We start from the raw sequence: 18,752 nt of genomic DNA, 5'->3' as shown, positions 1-18,752 counted from the left end.
TCTCCGGAAGTATGAGACCACCTCGCCTTCGCCCCTGAAAGAACGTCGATGACTGATTTTAATTTCACGCTGGATACGTTCCTTGACCGCCGCGAGATGCGATCGCTGATCATCAACGATACGCGGCTTCAACCAGATCATTTCAAGTTTGAGAAGACGCAGGCGAACGCGCTCATTGAGCGATTTCGCGTCAGCGCCCCCGAATTCTGCCGGACATACGACACATTCATCGCAATCTTCGATGATTTGCGAAATGCGCTGGCATCCTACCGCCTATCCGCTAAGCACTCCGAACCAGTACGCCGTTCTGCGGTCCTTTTGTCGCTATTTGACGGCTTCCACATATTCGATCAACCATTCATTCCGCCAACCGATTCCGATACTATCTCCGAATCCGACCTGATGAACCTTCGCGCGTTCCGGACGGCCGATGGAAACGACTATTCCGGCGACGATCTCCTGGAAGGCATTTTTGACACGCTCAAAGTTGCACTAGATTACTGCGCCTTCCTCAAGTCGCAAACTGATCATGGCGATGGCGCGGCCCCGGACCTTCGCTTGCTCTTCAGAGTCTTCAATCAGTTCAGGATTTACAAGAACGACTGGCTAGAGTGCCTCTGCCTTGGCAACGAGGTGGATACCAAGCCGGAAGCGCTCGCAGACAATGCTATTGAGATTGCACAGCGAATCAGTTTGGCGCGCGAGGGGTCGCTGAGAATGCAGCACATCTCGTTCGGCGGCGCCAAAGGCTTCGCCGTGGCACAGCATCGTTTCGTCGACGGCCAATTGCGCGTGGGACGAAAAAATCGACGGGACTTTGCCAAATTTCGCGCGAGCATGCACAATCACATTGCCTATCCGTTCCTAAGAAACATTATTCGGCATCTGAAGGCGGATCATCCCGCTTCGCGCGCGCTCGATATTTATCTTCTCCTCACCTTCATATCACTCGGAAACCTCTCCCGCTTCGGCCTCAAGAACGAGAGCAACTCATATTTGTTCGACGCGACGTCATTCGGCGCATTTGTTGCGGCCTTCCTCGACATGGACGAGAAAGTGGCCAGCGAGCTGTTGGACCGGTTCGTGTTCGTACCGGGCCAGAAGCACGACATATGGTTCACCCCACTCGTATTTTTTGAGACGAGCTACGCGCTGCTCTCTCCGATGTGCGCTCATGCGAACTTCGAGCGTTACGTCGAGGAACTAGTATCGGGTAACGATGACATAGACATCGGCCGCGATTTCGAGACCTACATCGCTGACCTGACGACGCGCGCGATCAAGAAGGCGTTGCTGCCCTTCGCGGTCCGTGGGCCCATGAAGCTAAAGCCGAACGCCTCGACTTTTGAGGAGGTTGATCTACTGATCCTAGCTGATAAGACAATCTACCTCGCCGAAGTGAAGTACGATGCGTTCTCAGCCGAGCCACTTGCAATTCTGCAGCACGTGGAAAAGATGGCCGGAGCTTGCAAACAGGCTGCCAGAAAGGCGGACTTCCTTATCGCGAATTGGTCCGCCCTGTCTTCGAGCCTGAACTGGCCGGCTGACATCGAGAGAGTTGTTCCATTCGCCTTGACAGAAAAGACTTTCCTGAATGGCTTTTCGTTCCGCGGAGTGCCGATCGTTGCCCTGAGAGATTTCGAGGACTTTTTCAGTGGTGAGATCTTATTCAACTTGAGCCTCGGCAAAGGCGGGATTATTTCCGGCGGCTCCTTTCAGAAGACCTTCGAAAGTCGCCAGTCCGCGGCCTCGGACCTCGAAACGTATCTGAGCGAGCCTCTGAGACGACGGGAATTCGCAAAGCGCCTCCGGATCCGGGCGATCGACCGCAGACCGACGCAAGAGGTGAGAATTTCCTACCGCAGACACGAATTCGAAGTCGTCAACGTGGTTTCGTCCGGGGATCAGGATTCATCTTCACGGGAGGGAAGTGCTTCCGTGTCCACTGGACGCTAGATGGCGAGCACGCTGCTGAAACCACAATTCGTTGCGCTGGACTCCTCCCACGTTGCGGATCTTGCGCGTGATCGCGCCTCCATTGACGAGCGACTTCGGCATCTCGAAAGAATTCCGGAGCGCGTTTGATACGACGGGTATCCGAGATCAAAATAGTTGACATGCTGCGCGGGCGCGCTCGCTTGCCTGAGGACATTCGGCATCGCCTTCGGGCTATGCACCTGCGATTTTCGCTCGTTTCCCGCCCGCTTAGCGTGGACGGGTGGTCGGCAGCTCTTCGACGTCGTCGGTTGCGATCGTCGGATCCTCCAAATTGTAACCGAACCCTTCGTAAATGAACGCGCTGCGGATCAGTTCGCAATCCCGCTCGCTGACGCCAACTTGCCGGCAGACTCGATACCAGGCCTCATCGATGGTAGCTCTCATGCCGTCAACGATTGCCGTGGCGTCTTCTCTGGACAAGAGAAAACGTTCGCACTGCGACAGCAAGTTGACCCGGTTCGCGTATCGTCCCCAGTCGCCGAATGCCATCGCCAGGTCCCGGCGCTCCAATGCAATCATCGGGTTCGGTGTGAGGTCGTATGCCGGCGACAGCGACCACGCCTGGTCCTTTGCCAAGATGGCATGGTTACGTGGATGATCGTCGGTATTCGAGATGAGGGTGTTAAAGCACACACGCCGAAACAGCTCTGGCAGATCCTTCGACTGACTTCCGGATGCGGCTCGCCGTATTTCATCAGCCAACAGAAGATATGACCATTTTTGACGCTTATCGGCAGTGTCGGGCGTGTCATCCGCATCGAGCAGCGTCAAGGCGCTCACCATCCTGCTGCGGTGGTAACCCTTCTCGGCCTTATTCCGATCGAACCGCTTGATCAGGACGACATCCTTGTCGCCGATCGTGGTCATCCGGCTCTCCGCGCACGAGATCCCGCACTCACGAGCAAGGGTCAGCATGGCGTGCTCGACCCGCGGGTTGTTCCATCGATCGTCGCGATGGGGAAATTTCGCGAGCCAAAGCGCATCCTCGTCCTCGACGGTAGCCTTCGGCCGCGCGCCCCCCATCGAGGTGCCCGCACGCATCAACGCCTCGGCCTGCTCAGCGTCAGCACCTGCTGGTACTCGTGCTGCTGGATCCTTTTCAGCGGCGACGATCTGGTCGGCCACTTCGATCAAACGCGCCAAGTCCAGCGTCTTGTTGAACGTACGAACAGGTGCCGGCGGTTGCACGTTAAGACCAAAGCCCAAGGCGCCGGCGCGATCGTCGGGTGAGTTGAGCAGATATTGAATTTCGCTCGGCGACGGATTGCCCAGACGAGTTTCGATCAGCTTGCGTCCCCAGGCGTCCGGAGAGCTGTCCCGCAACGCGCCAAAATTGCCCCGCAGCTTCGTTGTCCGGAACGGAGGGACTTGAATCTTGAGCTCGACCGGATCGAACTCGACGCGATCCTTTCGCTCGAGGTAGCTGCGGCCATAGACGAATTGTCCAACGGCGGCCCCTTGGCGTGTCGTGTCGAGTTGATACCGCCCCGCCGTAACCGGTTCTGTCTGGCCTGGCAGCGTGATGTAGACGAAACACTCCTCAGAAGGCATTGCTTGGTCCTCCCCCCTGTCGCGCACGCTCGCGCTCATCGAGGCCGCTTAGCGCGAGCCCCTCCTCATCGTTCTTCGGGTTGGCAACGTCGGCAAGCGACGGGAGCAGATTCATTGCCCACAGCATGCCGACATACACGCCGGCACTGGTGCTCAATTTCCCGTTCTCAGCGTCAGCGATGACGTGACGATCTACGCCCAGCTTAGCTGCCAGCTCTGCATGGCTCAGGTTGCGGCGCAGGCGCGCGGTCCGAAGATTGTTGCCCAAGCGCTTGATCGCCTCCTGAACGGCTGAGGGTGGCGCGCTGATTAATTGGCTACGAGGAGGCATGGCGTCTTAAGGCTCCCTTAAAAGGCTTCTTGGCGCCTTATGGCTCCTGGAGAATATAGCGACTCCTCCTCTGCGATGTCAATCGCTTGGCGCCTTAAGCAGCCGCAAATGCCTATATTGGCGCCTGAAGACGCCACTAGAATTCTCAGAAAAGTTTAAATTCGAACGGCTAACCGAGTGCAACCTTGCGCCTCAACATGGCTCGCGGATCTGGGGCCCGAGCCCGATCCTGATAGCCATCAGATTAAGAAACCAATTGACGACCGCCTCATGAGTACACAACAGGAACATCTAACATTGCCCCCCTTTCGACCTCGCTCAATGTGGCAAAGCCAGTCTCCGCCAAAGCGCCGGCGATTTCTGCCCAACTCGAAAGTGCGGATTGCGTGGAAAAGCTCTGCGATCGGCGAACAGCATGTGGACATCGCCGCCTCAGACGCCCCAACCGCGCTTGGATGATGTTCAATCCGCACCGATCCGAATGAGGAAAGTTCATGAGCTTTAAAGCAGCGGCAGCCGGAGCTTCAACTGAACCGACCCTGCAATGTCCCAATTGCAATCACGAGATCCGTTTGACGGAATCGTTGGCTGCTCCGCTGCTTGCTGAGACGCGTCGACGCTTTCAGGAACAGCTGGCGAGCAAGGACGCCGAGTTGGCTCGCAAACTCGAGGTGCTGCGGCTCGAACGCGAGCAACTTTCAAAGGACCGCGAGCAAGTCGAAGACCAGGTCAAACAGCGATTGGCGGCAGAGAGGGCCCAACTTGCCGCTAGCGAGGGAAAGAAGGCGCGCGAGGCGGCTGCTGCTGAGCTAGAGGCAAAAGAATCGGAGACTGCAGAGCTGCGGGCCAACTTGGCCAACAATAACCTCAAGCTCGCCGAGGCGCAGAAGCAACAAGCCGAAATGATGCGACAGCAACGAGCGCTCGAGGACGAAAAGCGCGAGCTCGACTTAACCATAGAAAAGCGCGTGCAGGCATCCATCGGGGAAATCCAGGCTAAGGCAAAGCAGGATGCCGACGAAGCTGCGCGCTTGCGCGTTGCGGAAAAGGACCAAACGATCGAGTCTATGGCCCGCACGATCGAGGAGTTGAAGCGCAAGGCAGAGCAAGGTTCGCAACAGTCGCAAGGTGAGGTTCTCGAACTTGAACTCGAGGAATTGCTTCGAGGAAGGTTTCCGACCGATCTGATCGAACCGGTCGGCAAGGGTGAGCTCGGTGCCGACGTGATACAGCAGGTGAACGGCTCGATCAGTCAGCCCGCCGGCATCATCCTCTGGGAGTCGAAACGGACAAAGGCCTGGAGCGACGGCTGGCTTGCAAAACTTCGCGATGATCAACGCCGCTGTGGCGCCGATGTGGCGCTCATCGTCTCACAGACCCTGCCGAAACATGTGGAACATTTCGATCTCATCGACGGCATCTGGGTTGCTCATCCGCGATGTGCGCTCCCGGTTGCAGTGGCTCTCCGCCAGGGACTGATCGACGTCAACAGTTCGCGCATGGTTCAACAGGGACAGCAGACCAAGATGGAGCAGGTCTACCAGTACCTGACCGGCACGAAATTCCGCCAGCGGGTAGATGCCGTGGTCGAGAAGTTTAACGATATGCGCGAGGATTTGGACAAGGAGCGCAAATTCTTGGGGAGGCAGTGGGCCAAGCGCGAAACGCAAATATTGGCTGTGATCGAGTCGACCGTCGGCATGGTGGGTGACCTGCAAGCGATCGCCGGCAAGGCGATGCCGGAGATTCCGAGTCTAGAGGTTCCAATGCTGGAAGCCGTAGGCGACCCTGACCGGAAAATAGGATAATCGCATATCGATCCTCGCCATCACGCGTGGTCGATAGCAATTGTCTGCAGGTATTGCTGGCTTTGAGCCCCGGCGAGGCACACGACGTCCGACTTGCCGGAAAATTGCCATCTCGTCTGAATTCAGGTCGAATGCTCCTTGCCAGCTGCGGCTAGTCGATTGGATCAGAGAACTTGCCTTGAAAAGGGCACCTAGGCCAACATGCCGCGAAAAGCAATCGCAGCGATCCAATCTGCTTCAGCCTTTATCTCTACCGGACCTGCAACTGGGTTGAGCGGTTCTTCAACAGGATCAAACAATGTGGCCGGGCTGAAACGCGCTGCGACTGCGCGTCATTTCTTCTTCGCAACCAGGTTGAGACTAATCGTGCCGCAGCTGCAGCGGAGCACCTCCTTGTCGCCCTTGATAGGTGAAACACAGAGGAACTCACCGCAGTCGGTGTTCGGGCATTGCATCAGCCGAAGCAATTCCTGAAACGAACTCGCGACCGCAACGAATTCCTTCGGCTGGAGATCCGCCCAGGCGTTGTAATGGACGGCCTTGTTGATCATCCATTCCTCTGACTTCGTCGCAGCAACGCGTTTCTTGGATTCCACCTGGAGCGTTTCGGCCTCCTGGATATTCTTGCCCCATGAGGCCGCAGAATCGCGTGCCTCCTGGAGGCGGGCTTTCCATGCGGCCAGCACGCTGGGCCAGAGATCGCCGAGATCGTATTGTCCGTTACCGTGGTATTCGATGCGAGCACGCAGGTTGTCCGCTAAGATCGTCGATGTGAATTCGAGGTAGCGCCGCAACGTTCCCGCCGCCTGCGGCACATTGCCCTTGGCGAGGCATCCGTCGATCTGCGTCCAGACATCGCCTTCGGTCCAGACCTGTGGGCCCCCGTCAACCGTCCAGCCGCCGAAGCTGAGTGTGCTCTGAACTAGCTTTTCGCTCTGCATGAACTTGAGCCACACCCCGTCGTGGGTGGTCAGAATAAACTGGGTGTTTGGGAACTTTTGCTTCAGGAGTGCACAGACCTCACGCCGATGGCCGGCGTCGACCGACATCAGAACATCGTCCAAGACGGCGAGTGTGAACCCGTCGCCAAGCGTATGCTTCACCAGCGCGAGATAGAGGCAAAGCCCCATGCCGTCTTGATGGCCCTCGCTATGATAGGCCCCCGGAGGAAACTTGCCGCGCCCGTAGAAGTCGACATCGAAAGCGAGCTTGCCGAATGACGGCGAGAGCTTGCCCTCGAACTTGTCCTCATCGTCACGGTTGATGAAGCTGTAGTATTCGGTGAAATCCTTCTGCACCTTGTCGTAGATGCCCTCCAGGATTGCGGTGCTGACCGCGCCGTAGTGGCTCAGCACGGCCGAAGCCTTCTCGGCCTGCTGCGCCGACAAACTCAGCGCGCGCTGCGTCACTCGGCATTGATCGTACTTTTCCTGCGCGACGATCAGAAACTCCTTCGCCGCTTCCTCCTTTGAAGGATCTGGTAACGTGTCGATGTAGGCCGCCAGACCGTCTGTGGCTTGGAGCAGCTCGCCGGGGGTGGGCGTACCCAATCGGCCGAGCGCTTGCAGGGCCTCAGCAATGACCGCTGGATCGCGAACGATCTTCTCGAGGATGACCCGGTCGCCGTCGAGCACCTTGGCATGCGCGCCGAGCGCCGAAGCATCTATCGGAGGGTTGGCCTTTTCGCACCATTGGGCCACCTTGCCGGCTTCGCGGACCACTGCCTGCAGGTGCGCCGTGAGAGGAGCGATTGCGGATGCAAGCTGCTTCAGAACCGCGGAGGCGGCGTCGGCCTTTGCGATCTTCTCCTGAAGATGGGCGACCAACGCGGGCATTTCCCAGACATTGTCGCAGAGCGGACAAGCATCTTCCTCGATCAGTTCGAGCCCCCGTTCGAGCAGCGCACGTTGCTTGACCACCTTCAGCAAGGCAGGATCATCGGTAAGTTTGGTAAGCCCGGCAACAGCCGCAGCCTTCTCACCTAGTATTCCCGCCTGCTGCGAGACAGCCAGACAGTCCTGATAGGCTGCAAGGTCGCTCTTGGCACCAAGCTTGGAAAAGGGCTGCGGCGCCTTCTCTTCGGCCTCTGCATTGACGCCGGCCTTCAGGGCATTTGCCGGCGCGAGGTCCGTGATCGGATCGAGCTTCAGAACGGCCCGCCGGGCATTCACCGCGGCAAGCAGGTCATTTTTCTTCGAAGCCGCAATGTCAACATGCCGATAGAAGTCGGACTTGGTCCGCCGATCTTCCGCCTCAGCACGGGTATGATCTCGCTTTGCGTCATTGGCAACGCGCTGAAACGAGGTCCGCAGCTTTTCGAGTTGATCGAGACGCAGAAGTTCCTGGACGTATTGGGACCGCTTCCCTGCCGGGACGAGGATGTATTTGATGATCTCGCGACGGGACAGCGCAAACTCGGGATGGGTTTCGAGCTGGGCGAGGACGGCCTTGGTGTCGGCGTCATTCGGCTTCAACGTCGCGATGCTTGCGTTCTTGACGCTCCGTTCGATTGTGATGGTTTTCTTCAGTGCAGGCGCATAGACCTTGAGGCGGACCAATGCGTTCTCGGGCTTCTTGCTCGAGTCCACATGCGGCGCGTGCGCCTTGACACTCAGCTCAGCCGTGCCCGCGCCGCCAAGCCGCGTGATGTTTCCGGTGAGGGCAAACTCGATTGCGTCCACGATACCGCTCTTACCGGTGCCGTTCGGACCCGCGATGCCGAGGCTCCTTCGCCCGAGCGAACGCTTCAGATGCCGGATGCCACGGAACTCGACAATTTCGATTTCTTCAATCTGGATCATCGGTCTGCTCCGCAGGGGTGAAGATCGCCTCCCGCAGGCTTTCTGCGTCCAGCTTGTGATCCGCCAAAGCCTGTCGCAGCGCGGAGAGCGATGCTGGCGGAAGGGTCTTGTGGTCCTCGAGCCTTTGCAAGAAAGCGTCGATCACGGACGAGACCGTGGATGAAAAAGGCGGATCACTCGGAGCAGCCATCTTTGTCCTTACCGTCCGCCATCGCGTCACGGCGTATGCCGTTCATCGCTCGCCGACGCGATGCGCGCAATCTGAGGGTGCGCCACGGAAAATCGAGGGCCCAGCTTGCAGCGGGTGAATATACCTGCTGTATAAATGAAGGCGTTTGCGCCGGCTAGATGGAGCGCGCCGAATCCTATCGCGGATGTTGGTATGCAAGGACTCGATTGCGGCTCGAGCGGAGCTCCTGGAGGCGCGAAGCACCGCCGCCGCACGACATCTAATCCTTGCGAGAGTCCCTAGCCTGGCCAAGGAGGCCGTTTTACGTCACCCAAGTCGACCCACGAGACGAATGCGATCTCAAGGGGAACGCAAGTATTTGATTTATAGAGAAACTTGGTGGGCGCACCAGGGCTCGAACCTGGGACCCGCTGATTAAGAGTTATCTGTGCGCTAAGCATCATCAATGACTTGCTGGTCCCACCCGTGTTTTTTCAGGCCGGAAATCAAGGTCTGTCGCACGTTCACGATACCTCATTGAGCTGCATATCGTGGGAGTGGCTGAAGGCCAAAGAGCATAGCGTCGGTTGGGCGTGGCGACCTCAGCCCGCTGGCTAGGACAAGCCGAGCGAATCGCGCAAGCTCGAGCCGTGGTACTCGGTGCGGAACAGCCCTCGATGTTGCAGCTCCGGCACAAGGCCGTGGACCAGCTGCTCGTGCAGTGCAGCAGAGTTCATTAGTTCACATTCGTGAATCCCAAGATTGAAAGACTTACGGTAGGATCTGGCTTTCCGAGGGGCGTACCATGTTTGAACAAGCGACAACCGCTCTATTGCGAGCGGTACTCGACGAGGTCTGCGAAGAGCTACCAAGTTCCGAGACCGGCGCTCGCACTCACGTGGCCTGCAAGATCCTCGAGGCCGCAAAGACCGGCGAGAGGACACCGGACCAGCTACGGCAGATCGGCCGGAAAGCCCTGACACAAGCGCCGACGATGTGGCGTTGATCGGGCAAGGTGCGGAGTGAATTTCCAAGTCACGGTCTTGAAGATCCTGGTGAGTTACCCCGAGGGATTCGCCGTGATGGCGGACCTCAAGCGCGACATGGCCATCCTCGCCACCAGCGGCCCGGACTGGGCCGAGCGCACCAAGCGGCTGGCCGCGCGCGCCCGGGCTCGACATTTTTTCGACCGCCTCGTCGAGCGTCAAAACGGCGGCTGGAGAATTACTGTGAACGGACGAGCCGTGCTCGAATCCATGGAGGCGCGCCGGACCGAACACGAAACAGTCGAGAAAGTAAGGGTCGAAACGGCAGGGTCGCGGGTGCGATCGTTGCCGCAGCCGATGGAGCGAGCGAAGCGCCGACGCGAACGGCTGCAGCGTCGCCGCGAAGCCCGCGAACGCGCCCGAGCGCATGCATCTTAAGCGGAAACGGCCTGTCCGAGCGCCGCCACTCACTGACCAAAGAGTAGATAGCTCTGGTCGATGCCGCGGCGATCCCGCGTGTCGTCGGTCCAACCGACAGCTCGGCGATAGCTGCCCATCACCGCCGTTCGCTTGAGCCCCGTGAGATCGACGGGCTGCTTCTCATCGGCGAAGGGGGAGACCCAAAGCGCATCCTCGGGACAATAAAGCTCGCAAAGGAAGCAGGTCTGGCAGTCGTCCTGACGGGCAATGACCGGAATTCCATCCGTCTTATCGAAGACGTTTGTCGGGCACACATTGACACAGATGTCACACGATGTGCACCGCTCAGCATCGATGACCTCGATCATTCCGCGGCCTCCGCATAGACAGCTTCAGCGTGTGGCCGAACCGAGGTCCAGACATCGTTGAGACCGCCTGTCGTCACGTAATGACGCTGCTGGATATCCTGGTCAGGAAAATCGTCGCGGCGGTGCATACCGCGAGTTTCCTGACGCGCCAGCGCGCTGCGGTACATCCACCTAGCCGTCGCCAGCATGGCCGCGCTTTCGCGAGCCCGCAACACATCGGCTCCGTTCGCCGCGTCCGCGTCCGAGACGCCGATCCATGCCGCGTCAAGACGCGCCAGTGCTCCATCCAAGCGTGCCCCATCGCGAAAGTAGTTCAGTTCATACGGAAAGACCTCGTCCTGAACCGCTCTTGCGAGCGCCGCGGGTTCGAACGGGCGCAGCGACCGGTTACGAAGAGCGACCGTGCCCGCAGATGACAGTTTTCGCCTGACGGTCGTACCAAGCTGCTTGGCGTAGTCGGCGGCGCCCTGCCCCGCCCAGCTTCCCGATGACATAGCCCAAGCCGCATTGTGGCTGCCGCCGCCGGTGAAACCGCCGCAGATCAACTCGCGCGTCGCGGCATCGCCGGCCGCATAGAGGCCCGGTACACTGGTCGCACAACTGTCGTCAACGATGCGGAGCCCGCCGGTGCCGCGGACGGTGCCCTCGTGCCTGAGCGTGACCGGAAAGCGAACGCTAAACGGGTCGACCCCGGTGCGATCGAACGGCAGGAAGAAGTTCGGCTGTGACGCACGCATCTGGCGCTGCACGTCATGATCAGCCTTGTCGAGCCGCGCATAGACCGCGCCCTCGAGCAACGCTCGGGCAATAGCCGAGCGCCCACCCTTCGAGGCCGCGCCGGGGACAACGCTGCCATCTTCATAGGTAAAGGTTGCCCAACCGTAGAACAGGGTCTTGGTTACCGAACCGAAGGCCGGGGAAATTGCATATGGATTAGAGAACTCCATGCTGCTGAATTCAGCGCCAGTTTCCGCAGCCATAAGATATCCATCGCCGGTCAGAACATTCGATCCGAGGGTTTTGCTCAGGAACGCGCAGCCGCCTGTTGCAATCACGACCGCCTTGGCCCGCACCGTCCAGCGATCATGCTTCTGCCGGCGCAGGCCGCTGGCTCCAGCAACGGCGCCATTGTCGTCCACGAGCAGTTCGAGCGCAGGACTATGATCTAGAATGGTGACGCCAGCCTGCTTGGTCCTCTTGCGCATCAGGCGCATATATTCTGGACCCTGCAGCGAGGTGCGCTGCGACTTACCTCGTTATTGCTGGGATAAGGATAGCCCCAATCGGCGAGCCGGTTGCTCTGCTGGTAGGTCTGATCGAGGACGCGTGCCATCCAACGGCGGTCTTGGAGCTGCCCGCCCAGCTTCTCGCGCTTGGCCATCGCCACCTCGTGAAACGCAGGATCCGGGTCGACGTACCACACGCCTGTGCCGGCAGCAGCTGTAGCCCCGGACGTGCCACAAAAACCCTTGTCTGCCAGCACAACGCGCGCCCCGCGTTCCGCCGCACTCACCGCGGCCCAAGTGCCCGCAGGTCCGCCGCCGAGGACCAGCACGTCGGCATCGAACTCAACCGACTCCGGCGGGGCGGACACGCGCTCGGCGCGATGGCGTTGGCTTGTCATCGTACACTCCTTTACGCGGGACAATCTCAATCGTGCGCTGCGTCGGCTAGATCATCACATGTGGAGCTGACGGATTACGCCGTCACTGGCGCCTTCCAGCGCATGAAGCGCCGCTCCAGCGCTTCGAGAACGGCATTGGACGCCAGCCCGATGACGGTGATCCCGAGAATGCCGAAATACATCTGCGGGATCAGGAAGCTGTATTGGCTATTGATGATGAGATAGCCGAGGCCGGCCTTCGCGCCGACCATTTCGGACGCCACCAGCACCAGCATGGCCGACGCGCTGGCGAGGCGTATCCCGACAAAGATGGTGGGAAGCGCTGCCGGCAGGATCACCTTGCGGAACAGCTGCTGCGGAGTCGCCCCCATGGTCCGCGCCGACTTGATCAGCAACGGATCGACCTGCTTCACCGCGGCAACGGTGTTGAGCAGCAGCGGCCACGCGCAGCTATAGACCACCATCGTGATCTTCGACGTTTCGCCGATGCCGAGCAGCAGGATGAAGACCGGCAGCAGCGCGAGCGGCGCGGTATTCCGGCAGATCTCGATGAACTGATTGACGAGATCACCGAGCCGGGCATACCAACCGACGGCCACGCCGAGCGGGACGATCAACGCGACCGAAATTAGAAATCCGCTCAGGGCGCGCAACAGGCTGGCGGAGACGTCATCGTAGAGCTCGCCGGTTTGCGCAAGCTGCCAGCCCGCAGCGATAACCTCCGAGAAGGGGGGCAGGAACACGGCATCGATCAGCCCGATTCTCGGAGCTGCCTCCCAGACCGCCAGCAGGGCAATCAACAGCAACGAGCGGTGCCCGAAGGCAGCCAGCCCGCGGGCCGCGGCGCGGATCCGGTCCGCCACGGGCGATGCCGGTCTTTCCATGCTGGTGAGCGGCTCTCGGCGCCCATGGGCAACCTCCAGCAATGTCAACATTTCGAGACTAGACATGGGCAACCTCTTTCACTTTGCGGGCGGCGGCACGCTGCGTGTCAATGGCGCTGGCCAATTGTCCCTGCTGTGCTTTCAACACTTCCTCGCGCAAAAGACTCCAGACGTCGTGACGCACGCGGCCGAACTCGGATAGCGAGCGTACGTCGCCATCTTCACTGCGCAGCACATCTGGAATGTCGAATACCTGCTTGATCCGGCCCGGGCGCGACGTCATCATGGCCACCCGCTGGCCGAGCACGATCGCCTCGTCGATGCCATGGGTGATGAAGACGATGGTTTTTCCGGTGGCACGCCAGATCCGGAGCAATTCTCCTTGCAGCGTCTCGCGGGTCTGAGCATCGAGTGCGGCGAACGGCTCGTCCATCAGCAGCACCTCCGGATCGTAGGCGAGACTCCGCGCGATCGCGACGCGCTGCTTCATGCCACCGGAGAGCTCGTGCGGGTAGCGGTCGGCAAAGCCGGACAGGCCGACCAGGTCAAGGAAATGCCGGGCGATGTCGCGGCGCTGCTTGGGCTTGAGCCCTGCGATATCGAGCCCGAACTCGACATTCTCAATGGCGGAACGCCAAGGAAACAGCGCATACTGCTGGAACACGATTCCGCGGTCGCGACCTGGTCCGGCAATCGGCCGCCCATCGAGCAGAATCCGGCCGCTACTGGGCAGCGTGAGACCGCCCAGCAGATCGAGCAAGGTGGACTTTCCGCAGCCGCTGGGGCGGACAAGAGCCAGGAACTCGCCGGAGCGAACATCGAGCGTGATGTCCTCAAGCGCGGCAAAGTGCTTTCTTTGCTCGCCCCCTTCGCCACGCAGGAAAAACTCCTTACGGACTTGCTCGATACGGATTTTGACCGAGGTCATCGGGCCTCCGCCGTCTTACCGGGACGAAAGTAGTTGAACTGGTTAGTGTAAGTGTCGGAGGCCTTGACCTGCCCCGGTTTGAACAGGCCGTCCTTCTCCAGCCAGTAGATCCAGACCTGGATTTCGGCATCCGAGATCACGCCGCCCTTGGAGGCGACGCCCGTACTCTTCCAGTACTTGATCGAGGAGGCATCCTCATTGCGCTTGCGCTCCGCGATGATCTTGTCGAACCGGGCCCTCACCTCTTCCGGAGCTGTGGTCTGGGCCCATTCGATCGCCTGCGAAATCCCTTCCACCAGCTTGCGCGAGGCATTGGGATTGTCGTTGATGAATTTGTCTCGCAGCACGTAGGCACCACCGGTGAACTGGCCGAACAGATCGGTGTCATTGAAAAGCGAGCGGATGCCCCCACGATCGAGGGCCTTGTCGCGCAAAACCCCGCTGAGCGCGCTCACCTCGACCTGACCCTGGCGCAACGCTTGCTCGCCGCTCACCGGTGGGATCGCCACCAGCGTGACCTGCTTGGCCTCGCTCGGGCTGAGGCCGGACCTAGCCAGGTACTCGCGCAATACGAACTCCAGATGTGCGCCCAGCGTGTTGACCGCCACCTTCTTGCCGATCAGGTCACGCGCGGTCTTGATCGGACTGTCGTCCTTCACGAAGTAGCCATAATAGGTATTGGCATCGGAGCCGTAATAGCTGACGACCGCCTTGATCGGGGCTTTCGCCGCGATCAGCTTGAGGATCGCACCATAGAACGCGCCGCCGATGTCGATGTCACCGGTGACCACGGTCTGAATATCCTGCGGTCCGCTGATCGTATTGCCGACCCATTTCAGTTTCAGCGGCGCGAGATAGCCGAGCTCCTCGGCCAGCTCGGTAAAGGTCACCTGTCCCGCCCAACCCTGGTAACGGATCTCGGTCTTCTCGGGCGGCGGCTCGGCGAACGCCGGGGCCGTAAGGCCGAGCGCGACGGCCCCGGCCAAAAGAACTCGCGCGGCCGAGCGCACGGTGTGCCGCGGCGCGTGGAGCGTTCGACTTATCGCGTTCATTTCATGGTTTTCCTGGAGTGGGCTTGAATCAAGCGGCTTTTGCGGCCTGAGGTTTGGATGCCTTGACGCGGGTCACGCTGGACCGGCCGTCCACGCTCAGCGGCACCTCGCCATCGATCGCGGCGCGACGGACGATGCGGTGCTGATCGCCGTAGTCGTTGACCGCGTAATGCTGTGTGGCGCGATTGTCCCAGATCGCCACGTCGCCGGTCTTCCAGCTCCAACGCAGGGTGTTTTCCGGCGCCGTAATGTGCGATTGGAACAGCTCGAACAGCTTCTGGCCGTCATACTTCGGCAGCCCAACGAAACGCTGGACGAAATTGCCGAGCACGAGGGTCCGTTCGCCGGTCTCGGGATGGACACGCACCACCGGATGCTCGGTTTCGTAGATCGTTCCGGTGAACACCTCGTCGAAGTGTTTCCTATCCGCTTCAGTTCCTTGCGTCTTCACGGCGTAGTCGTAGGCATTGCTGTGAACGGCCCACAGCTCGTCGGCGAGCTTGCGCAGCGGTGCCGGCAGCTCGAGATAGGCTGCCGCCGTGTTCGACCACACCGTGTCGCCGCCATAGGGCGGGATCATCACCCCGCGCAGCACCGAGATCTTCGGATAGGCATCGACGAATGTGACATCGGTATGCCATTGGTCCGCGCGGCCACCGCCTCGACCGGAATCCAGCTCCAGGATCGATGACGTCCCCTTGATCGCCCCGACCGTCGGATGGGAACCAGCTTGCCAAGCCGGATGGCAAAGCGCTCCTGCTCGGCATCGTCGAGATGTTCCTGGTTACGAAAGAAGATGACCTTATGCTCGAGCAGCACCTGGTTGATGGCACGGACGGTCTCGTCGCCGAGATCGCCCGATAGCTTGATGTTCCTGATCTCGGCGCCGAGCCGCGCCGCACGCTTGACGATGTCCGCGCGCGGAATGACATTGTCGATGCTTGTCGTGTTGCTCATGATCGTTTCTCGCCATGCGATCCCAAGGCAAAGCTCCGCCGAACGCCGGTCGCAAGAGCGACGGCGGAGATAAATCAGGTCATTTCAGGCTGCGGGCCCTATTCGGCCGCAACATGCTCCCGCACATGGCCGGAGCCGCAACATCGATCGCCGGGATCAAATTGGAGCATGACGGACCCTCGTGTTGAGGCTCTGAATGGTACGGGTGATCGGCGGCGAGTCAATGAAACGAAATCAGCTTTGTTTTTGGCGATAGGCAACGAACGCTTTGCCATCGATGCTCACGCCGAAAGATTTGCAATTATGACGCCTCGTCGGATCGAAAGAGGGATGCAATCTTCACCGAGGCAACGCACCATTGCTCGGTATGAGTGATGAAGTCGCTGCAGCTAGCACCCTTTCTGGTGCTGGCGCTTGCCCTGATCTTCGCTTAGCGCTCCGCTCGCAAGATTCATGCTTGCATCCGACTCAACAATGCAAATTCATTTCATCGACATCAAACCGGGTGCAGACGTAGAGTTTCGCTTCCTACAGCTCCCAATGGATGCGGATCTCAGCCATGAGCGGACGACGGCAACTTTCTCTAAACTTCTTCATATATCCTGACGGCCATCACGAGGCCGCTTGGCGTCACAGAGATTCAGCATCCGACCGTATTCTCGACGTCACCTACTATCAGGAGCTGGCGCGGCGCGCCGAGGCGCACAAGTTCGACGCGGTCTTCTTTGCCGATGGCCCGGCGCTGGCGGACAATGTCCGTTATGCCCAGCGGTTTCGGCCCGAGCCGATCACCCTGCTCACGGCGATCGCATCGGCTACCAGTCGGATCGGCTTGATCGCGACGGCGTCGACGACCTACACCGAGCCGTACAACCTGGCGCGACTGTTCGCCTCCCTGGATCATATCAGTGGTGGCCGCGCGGGTTGGAACATCGTGACCACGAGTTCGCCGCAGGCCGCGCAGAACTTTGGTCTACCCGAGCATCCTCCGCATCACGAACGCTACGAGCGGGCGCGGGAGTATCTCGACGTGATCACACGGCTTTGGGACAGCTGGGAGGACGACGCGCTTGTCAACGATCCCATCTCGGGTATTTTCGCCGACACCGCCAAGATCCACGCAATCAATCACGTCGGAAAGCATTTTCGGGTCCGTGGGCCGCTGAACATCTCAAGGACGCCCCAGGGGCGGCCGGTCTATGTCCAGGCTGGCTCCTCCGACGATGGACGGGCCTTTGCAGCACGATTCGCCGAGGCGATCTTCACCGCGCATCAGACACTGGCGAGTGCCCAGGAATTCTACGCCGACATCAAGCGCCAGGCTCGCGCCTTCGATCGCAGCCCCGATCAGATCAAGATCCTGCCCGGCATCAGTCCTTTCATCGGCAGCACACAGCTCGAGGCGGACCGACTGCAGGAAGAATTCAACGACCTGATCCAGCCAGAGTATTCGCTGACCCAGCTGCGTCAGATACTCGGTCTCGACCTTTCGGGGTTTGACCTAGATGATCCCTTTCCCCGACATTTGATCGATACTGGCGGCGCTTACGGCGTCGCCAGCCGATTTAAGCTGGTGGTCGATATCGTGGATCGCGAGAAACCGACGCTTCGTCAACTGGTGCAACGGCTGGCAGGGGCACGCGGTCATTGGGTGATTGCGGGTCCGCCGGAAAAGATCGCCGACAACATCCAGACCTGGTTCGAGAACGGCGCGGCCGATGGCTTCAACGTCATGCCGCCTTGGCTACCCGGCGGATTCGACGTCTTCGCCGAGCAGGTCGTGCCGATCCTGCGCAAGCGCGGACTGTTCCGGCACGACTACGCGGGCAAAACGCTGCGCGATCACTACGGCTTGGAGCGGCCAGCAAGCGTTTTCTCCAATTCCATTCAGGCGATCGCGTAGCTTGCCGGACCTCCTCTCATGTCCTTCAGCGCCGGCTTTCTCGAACTCTCAGGTCGATTGTAGCGGATCGACCTAACGCCTTCGCGGGATCTAATGTCGCAGGGATATCGCGCAGCCTCATAATCGGTTTCTTGCGCCACAGCGGACTCGATCTTCACTCTTCGAGGCGCGAATTTGCTAACACTTTCCAACGCGCGCGTTTCCAGCCGAAGCAGCTTCTCCTGATTGAGGCCACCCATGCGGGCTTTGCCAAGCTTGTCCTGTCGATCGCCTGCGGGATCCGAACCGCGGTGTAGTACCCCAATTCACCACCCTTTTGCGTCCGCTGTGATCGCGAGAATGATGGCATTCGGGAAAAGAACGTCGCTCCCGGCCAGATAGTCAGCGATAGCCTTTAAGTGGGCCCTGATCTCCGATCGCCGGGATCCTTCGATGTGGCAGCCGGCCGAATGCTTGATGCGGACAATATTGCACCGCGAAGGGATGATGATGGCCGGCCAGCATTCGGCCTGCAATATTTGCAGACGATGACGTAATTGCGGTCGGCGCTCGTGGCAGACAACCTCCGTTATCGTTGAGCCCACGCAATCAAATGATTCGAAGGAGCTCTCATGAAGCAGTACGTCGGGCTGGACGTCTCACAGAGAGAAACCGCTGTGTGCGTTGCAACGAGACTGGCAAAGTAATCTTCGAAGGAAAAGCCAAGTCTAATCCTGGTGCCTTGACTGACCTGCTTAAAACATGCGCCTCATGCCGAGCGTATCGGCTTCGCGACCGGTGCGATGGCGAGTTGGCTATGGCATGAACTCCGCAGGGTTGAGCTTCCGGTGGTCTGCATCGGCGCTTGGCAGGCGCACGCAGCTTTGTCGGTCCGAATGAACAAGAGCGATCAGAATGATGCGCGAGGGCTTGCCGAACTGGTGCGGGTTGGATGGTATCGAGAGGTAAAAGTCAAAAGTGAGGAAAGCCAGA

The 18,752-nt window shown here is 59.7% G+C and carries 14 protein-coding genes and 4 pseudogenes; 7 read left to right on the top strand and 11 right to left on the bottom strand.

Annotated features, from left to right (window positions below):
- Nucleotides 1-48 precede the first annotated feature (48 nt).
- The gene (locus AC0L3J_RS27155; protein ID WP_473348919.1) at nucleotides 49-1,956 is read left to right on the top strand and encodes a hypothetical protein; all 1,908 of its coding nucleotides are present in this window, start codon (nucleotides 49-51) and stop codon (nucleotides 1,954-1,956) included.
- 249 nt (nucleotides 1,957-2,205) lie between these two features.
- Here AC0L3J_RS27155 and AC0L3J_RS27150 read toward each other — a convergent pair whose 3' ends face one another.
- Both AC0L3J_RS27150 and AC0L3J_RS27145 read right to left on the bottom strand, forming a co-directional pair.
- Entirely contained in the window at nucleotides 2,206-3,549 is a 1,344-nt protein-coding gene (locus AC0L3J_RS27150; RefSeq protein WP_085383578.1) for a type II toxin-antitoxin system HipA family toxin, read from the bottom strand.
- Nucleotides 3,539-3,817 carry a helix-turn-helix transcriptional regulator gene (locus tag AC0L3J_RS27145; protein ID WP_240543913.1) on the bottom strand — a complete coding sequence of 93 codons (279 nt, stop codon included), beginning with the start codon at nucleotides 3,815-3,817 and terminating at the stop codon, nucleotides 3,539-3,541. The genes AC0L3J_RS27150 and AC0L3J_RS27145 overlap by 11 nt, the downstream gene beginning before the upstream one ends.
- A 557-nt stretch (nucleotides 3,818-4,374) precedes the next feature.
- On the opposite strand from AC0L3J_RS27145, the gene AC0L3J_RS27140 reads away from it, so the two are divergent.
- Together AC0L3J_RS27140 and AC0L3J_RS27135 are read left to right on the top strand one after the other, a co-directional pair.
- Complete coding sequence (locus AC0L3J_RS27140; protein ID WP_368508733.1) at nucleotides 4,375-5,688, top strand: DUF2130 domain-containing protein; 1,314 nt, start codon at nucleotides 4,375-4,377, stop codon at nucleotides 5,686-5,688.
- Between the two features lie 26 nt (nucleotides 5,689-5,714).
- Nucleotides 5,715-6,101: pseudogene (locus AC0L3J_RS27135) on the top strand (transposase family protein); the annotation flags it as partial.
- Here AC0L3J_RS27135 and AC0L3J_RS27130 read toward each other — a convergent pair.
- The 3 genes from AC0L3J_RS27130 to AC0L3J_RS27120 form a co-directional block, all read right to left on the bottom strand.
- Nucleotides 6,021-8,489: an AAA family ATPase gene (locus tag AC0L3J_RS27130; protein ID WP_473348918.1), complete on the bottom strand. Its 2,469-nt coding sequence runs from the start codon at nucleotides 8,487-8,489 to the stop codon at nucleotides 6,021-6,023. The pseudogene AC0L3J_RS27135 and the gene AC0L3J_RS27130 overlap by 81 nt on opposite strands.
- A complete protein-coding gene (locus AC0L3J_RS27125) occupies nucleotides 8,476-8,679 on the bottom strand; it encodes a hypothetical protein (RefSeq protein WP_354202895.1) in 204 nt (67 codons plus the stop codon). The genes AC0L3J_RS27130 and AC0L3J_RS27125 overlap by 14 nt, the downstream gene beginning before the upstream one ends.
- Nucleotides 8,680-9,272: 593 nt before the next feature.
- Nucleotides 9,273-9,395, bottom strand: a complete 123-nt coding sequence (locus AC0L3J_RS27120) for a hypothetical protein (protein ID WP_473349030.1) — start codon at nucleotides 9,393-9,395, stop codon at nucleotides 9,273-9,275.
- A 68-nt stretch (nucleotides 9,396-9,463) separates the two neighbouring features.
- On the opposite strand from AC0L3J_RS27120, the gene AC0L3J_RS27115 reads away from it, so the two are divergent.
- Both AC0L3J_RS27115 and AC0L3J_RS27110 read left to right on the top strand, forming a co-directional pair.
- Nucleotides 9,464-9,664: a hypothetical protein gene (locus AC0L3J_RS27115; protein WP_085348618.1), complete on the top strand. Its 201-nt coding sequence runs from the start codon at nucleotides 9,464-9,466 to the stop codon at nucleotides 9,662-9,664.
- Between the two features lie 16 nt (nucleotides 9,665-9,680).
- Nucleotides 9,681-10,082, top strand: coding sequence for a hypothetical protein (locus tag AC0L3J_RS27110; RefSeq protein ID WP_473348917.1), 402 nt, complete (start codon nucleotides 9,681-9,683; stop codon nucleotides 10,080-10,082).
- Nucleotides 10,083-10,111: 29 nt separating this feature from the next.
- Here AC0L3J_RS27110 and AC0L3J_RS27105 read toward each other — a convergent pair whose 3' ends face one another.
- The 6 genes and pseudogenes from AC0L3J_RS27105 to AC0L3J_RS27080 all read right to left on the bottom strand — a co-directional run bounded on the left by AC0L3J_RS27105 (nucleotide 10,112) and on the right by AC0L3J_RS27080 (nucleotide 15,877).
- The gene (locus AC0L3J_RS27105; protein WP_085383567.1) at nucleotides 10,112-10,432 is read right to left on the bottom strand and encodes a 4Fe-4S dicluster domain-containing protein; all 321 of its coding nucleotides are present in this window, start codon (nucleotides 10,430-10,432) and stop codon (nucleotides 10,112-10,114) included.
- Nucleotides 10,429-12,056: pseudogene (locus AC0L3J_RS27100) on the bottom strand (FAD-dependent oxidoreductase). Before AC0L3J_RS27100 ends, AC0L3J_RS27105 begins: the two are co-directional and overlap by 4 nt.
- A 74-nt stretch (nucleotides 12,057-12,130) precedes the next feature.
- On the bottom strand, nucleotides 12,131-13,006 hold the full coding sequence (locus tag AC0L3J_RS27095; RefSeq protein ID WP_198957589.1) for an ABC transporter permease: 876 nt from the start codon (nucleotides 13,004-13,006) through the stop codon (nucleotides 12,131-12,133).
- Nucleotides 12,999-13,868, bottom strand: a complete 870-nt coding sequence (locus AC0L3J_RS27090) for an ABC transporter ATP-binding protein (RefSeq protein ID WP_473348916.1) — start codon at nucleotides 13,866-13,868, stop codon at nucleotides 12,999-13,001. The genes AC0L3J_RS27095 and AC0L3J_RS27090 overlap by 8 nt, the downstream gene beginning before the upstream one ends.
- The gene (locus AC0L3J_RS27085) at nucleotides 13,865-14,920 is read right to left on the bottom strand and encodes an ABC transporter substrate-binding protein (RefSeq protein ID WP_473348915.1); all 1,056 of its coding nucleotides are present in this window, start codon (nucleotides 14,918-14,920) and stop codon (nucleotides 13,865-13,867) included. The genes AC0L3J_RS27090 and AC0L3J_RS27085 overlap by 4 nt, the downstream gene beginning before the upstream one ends.
- 28 nt (nucleotides 14,921-14,948) lie before the next feature.
- Nucleotides 14,949-15,877, bottom strand: a pseudogene (locus AC0L3J_RS27080) (TauD/TfdA dioxygenase family protein).
- 559 nt (nucleotides 15,878-16,436) lie between these two features.
- Between AC0L3J_RS27080 and AC0L3J_RS27075 the strand changes: the two are divergent.
- A complete protein-coding gene (locus AC0L3J_RS27075) occupies nucleotides 16,437-17,780 on the top strand; it encodes an LLM class flavin-dependent oxidoreductase (RefSeq protein ID WP_473348914.1) in 1,344 nt (447 codons plus the stop codon).
- 611 nt (nucleotides 17,781-18,391) lie between these two features.
- Nucleotides 18,392-18,752, top strand: a pseudogene (locus tag AC0L3J_RS27070) (IS110 family transposase); the annotation flags it as partial.

Source organism: Bradyrhizobium sp. Kon37 (assembly GCF_055807535.1).
This window is presented reverse-complemented; position numbering and strand designations above follow the sequence as displayed.

Bases quoted from the DNA above. Each gene is read 5' to 3' on its own strand.
- AC0L3J_RS27140 (WP_368508733.1), top strand. From the start codon at position 4,375: ATGAGCTTTAAAGCAGCGGCAGCCGGAGCTTCAACTGAACCGACCCTG.
- AC0L3J_RS27130 (WP_473348918.1), bottom strand. From the start codon at position 8,489: ATGATCCAGATTGAAGAAATCGAAATTGTCGAGTTCCGTGGCATCCGG.
- AC0L3J_RS27105 (WP_085383567.1), bottom strand. From the start codon at position 10,432: ATGATCGAGGTCATCGATGCTGAGCGGTGCACATCGTGTGACATCTGT.
- AC0L3J_RS27115 (WP_085348618.1), top strand. From the start codon at position 9,464: ATGTTTGAACAAGCGACAACCGCTCTATTGCGAGCGGTACTCGACGAG.
- AC0L3J_RS27090 (WP_473348916.1), bottom strand. From the start codon at position 13,868: ATGACCTCGGTCAAAATCCGTATCGAGCAAGTCCGTAAGGAGTTTTTC.
- AC0L3J_RS27095 (WP_198957589.1), bottom strand. From the start codon at position 13,006: ATGTCTAGTCTCGAAATGTTGACATTGCTGGAGGTTGCCCATGGGCGC.
- AC0L3J_RS27125 (WP_354202895.1), bottom strand. From the start codon at position 8,679: ATGGCTGCTCCGAGTGATCCGCCTTTTTCATCCACGGTCTCGTCCGTG.
- AC0L3J_RS27075 (WP_473348914.1), top strand. From the start codon at position 16,437: ATGAGCGGACGACGGCAACTTTCTCTAAACTTCTTCATATATCCTGAC.
- AC0L3J_RS27155 (WP_473348919.1), top strand. From the start codon at position 49: ATGACTGATTTTAATTTCACGCTGGATACGTTCCTTGACCGCCGCGAG.
- AC0L3J_RS27150 (WP_085383578.1), bottom strand. From the start codon at position 3,549: ATGCCTTCTGAGGAGTGTTTCGTCTACATCACGCTGCCAGGCCAGACA.
- AC0L3J_RS27085 (WP_473348915.1), bottom strand. From the start codon at position 14,920: ATGAACGCGATAAGTCGAACGCTCCACGCGCCGCGGCACACCGTGCGC.
- AC0L3J_RS27120 (WP_473349030.1), bottom strand. From the start codon at position 9,395: ATGAACTCTGCTGCACTGCACGAGCAGCTGGTCCACGGCCTTGTGCCG.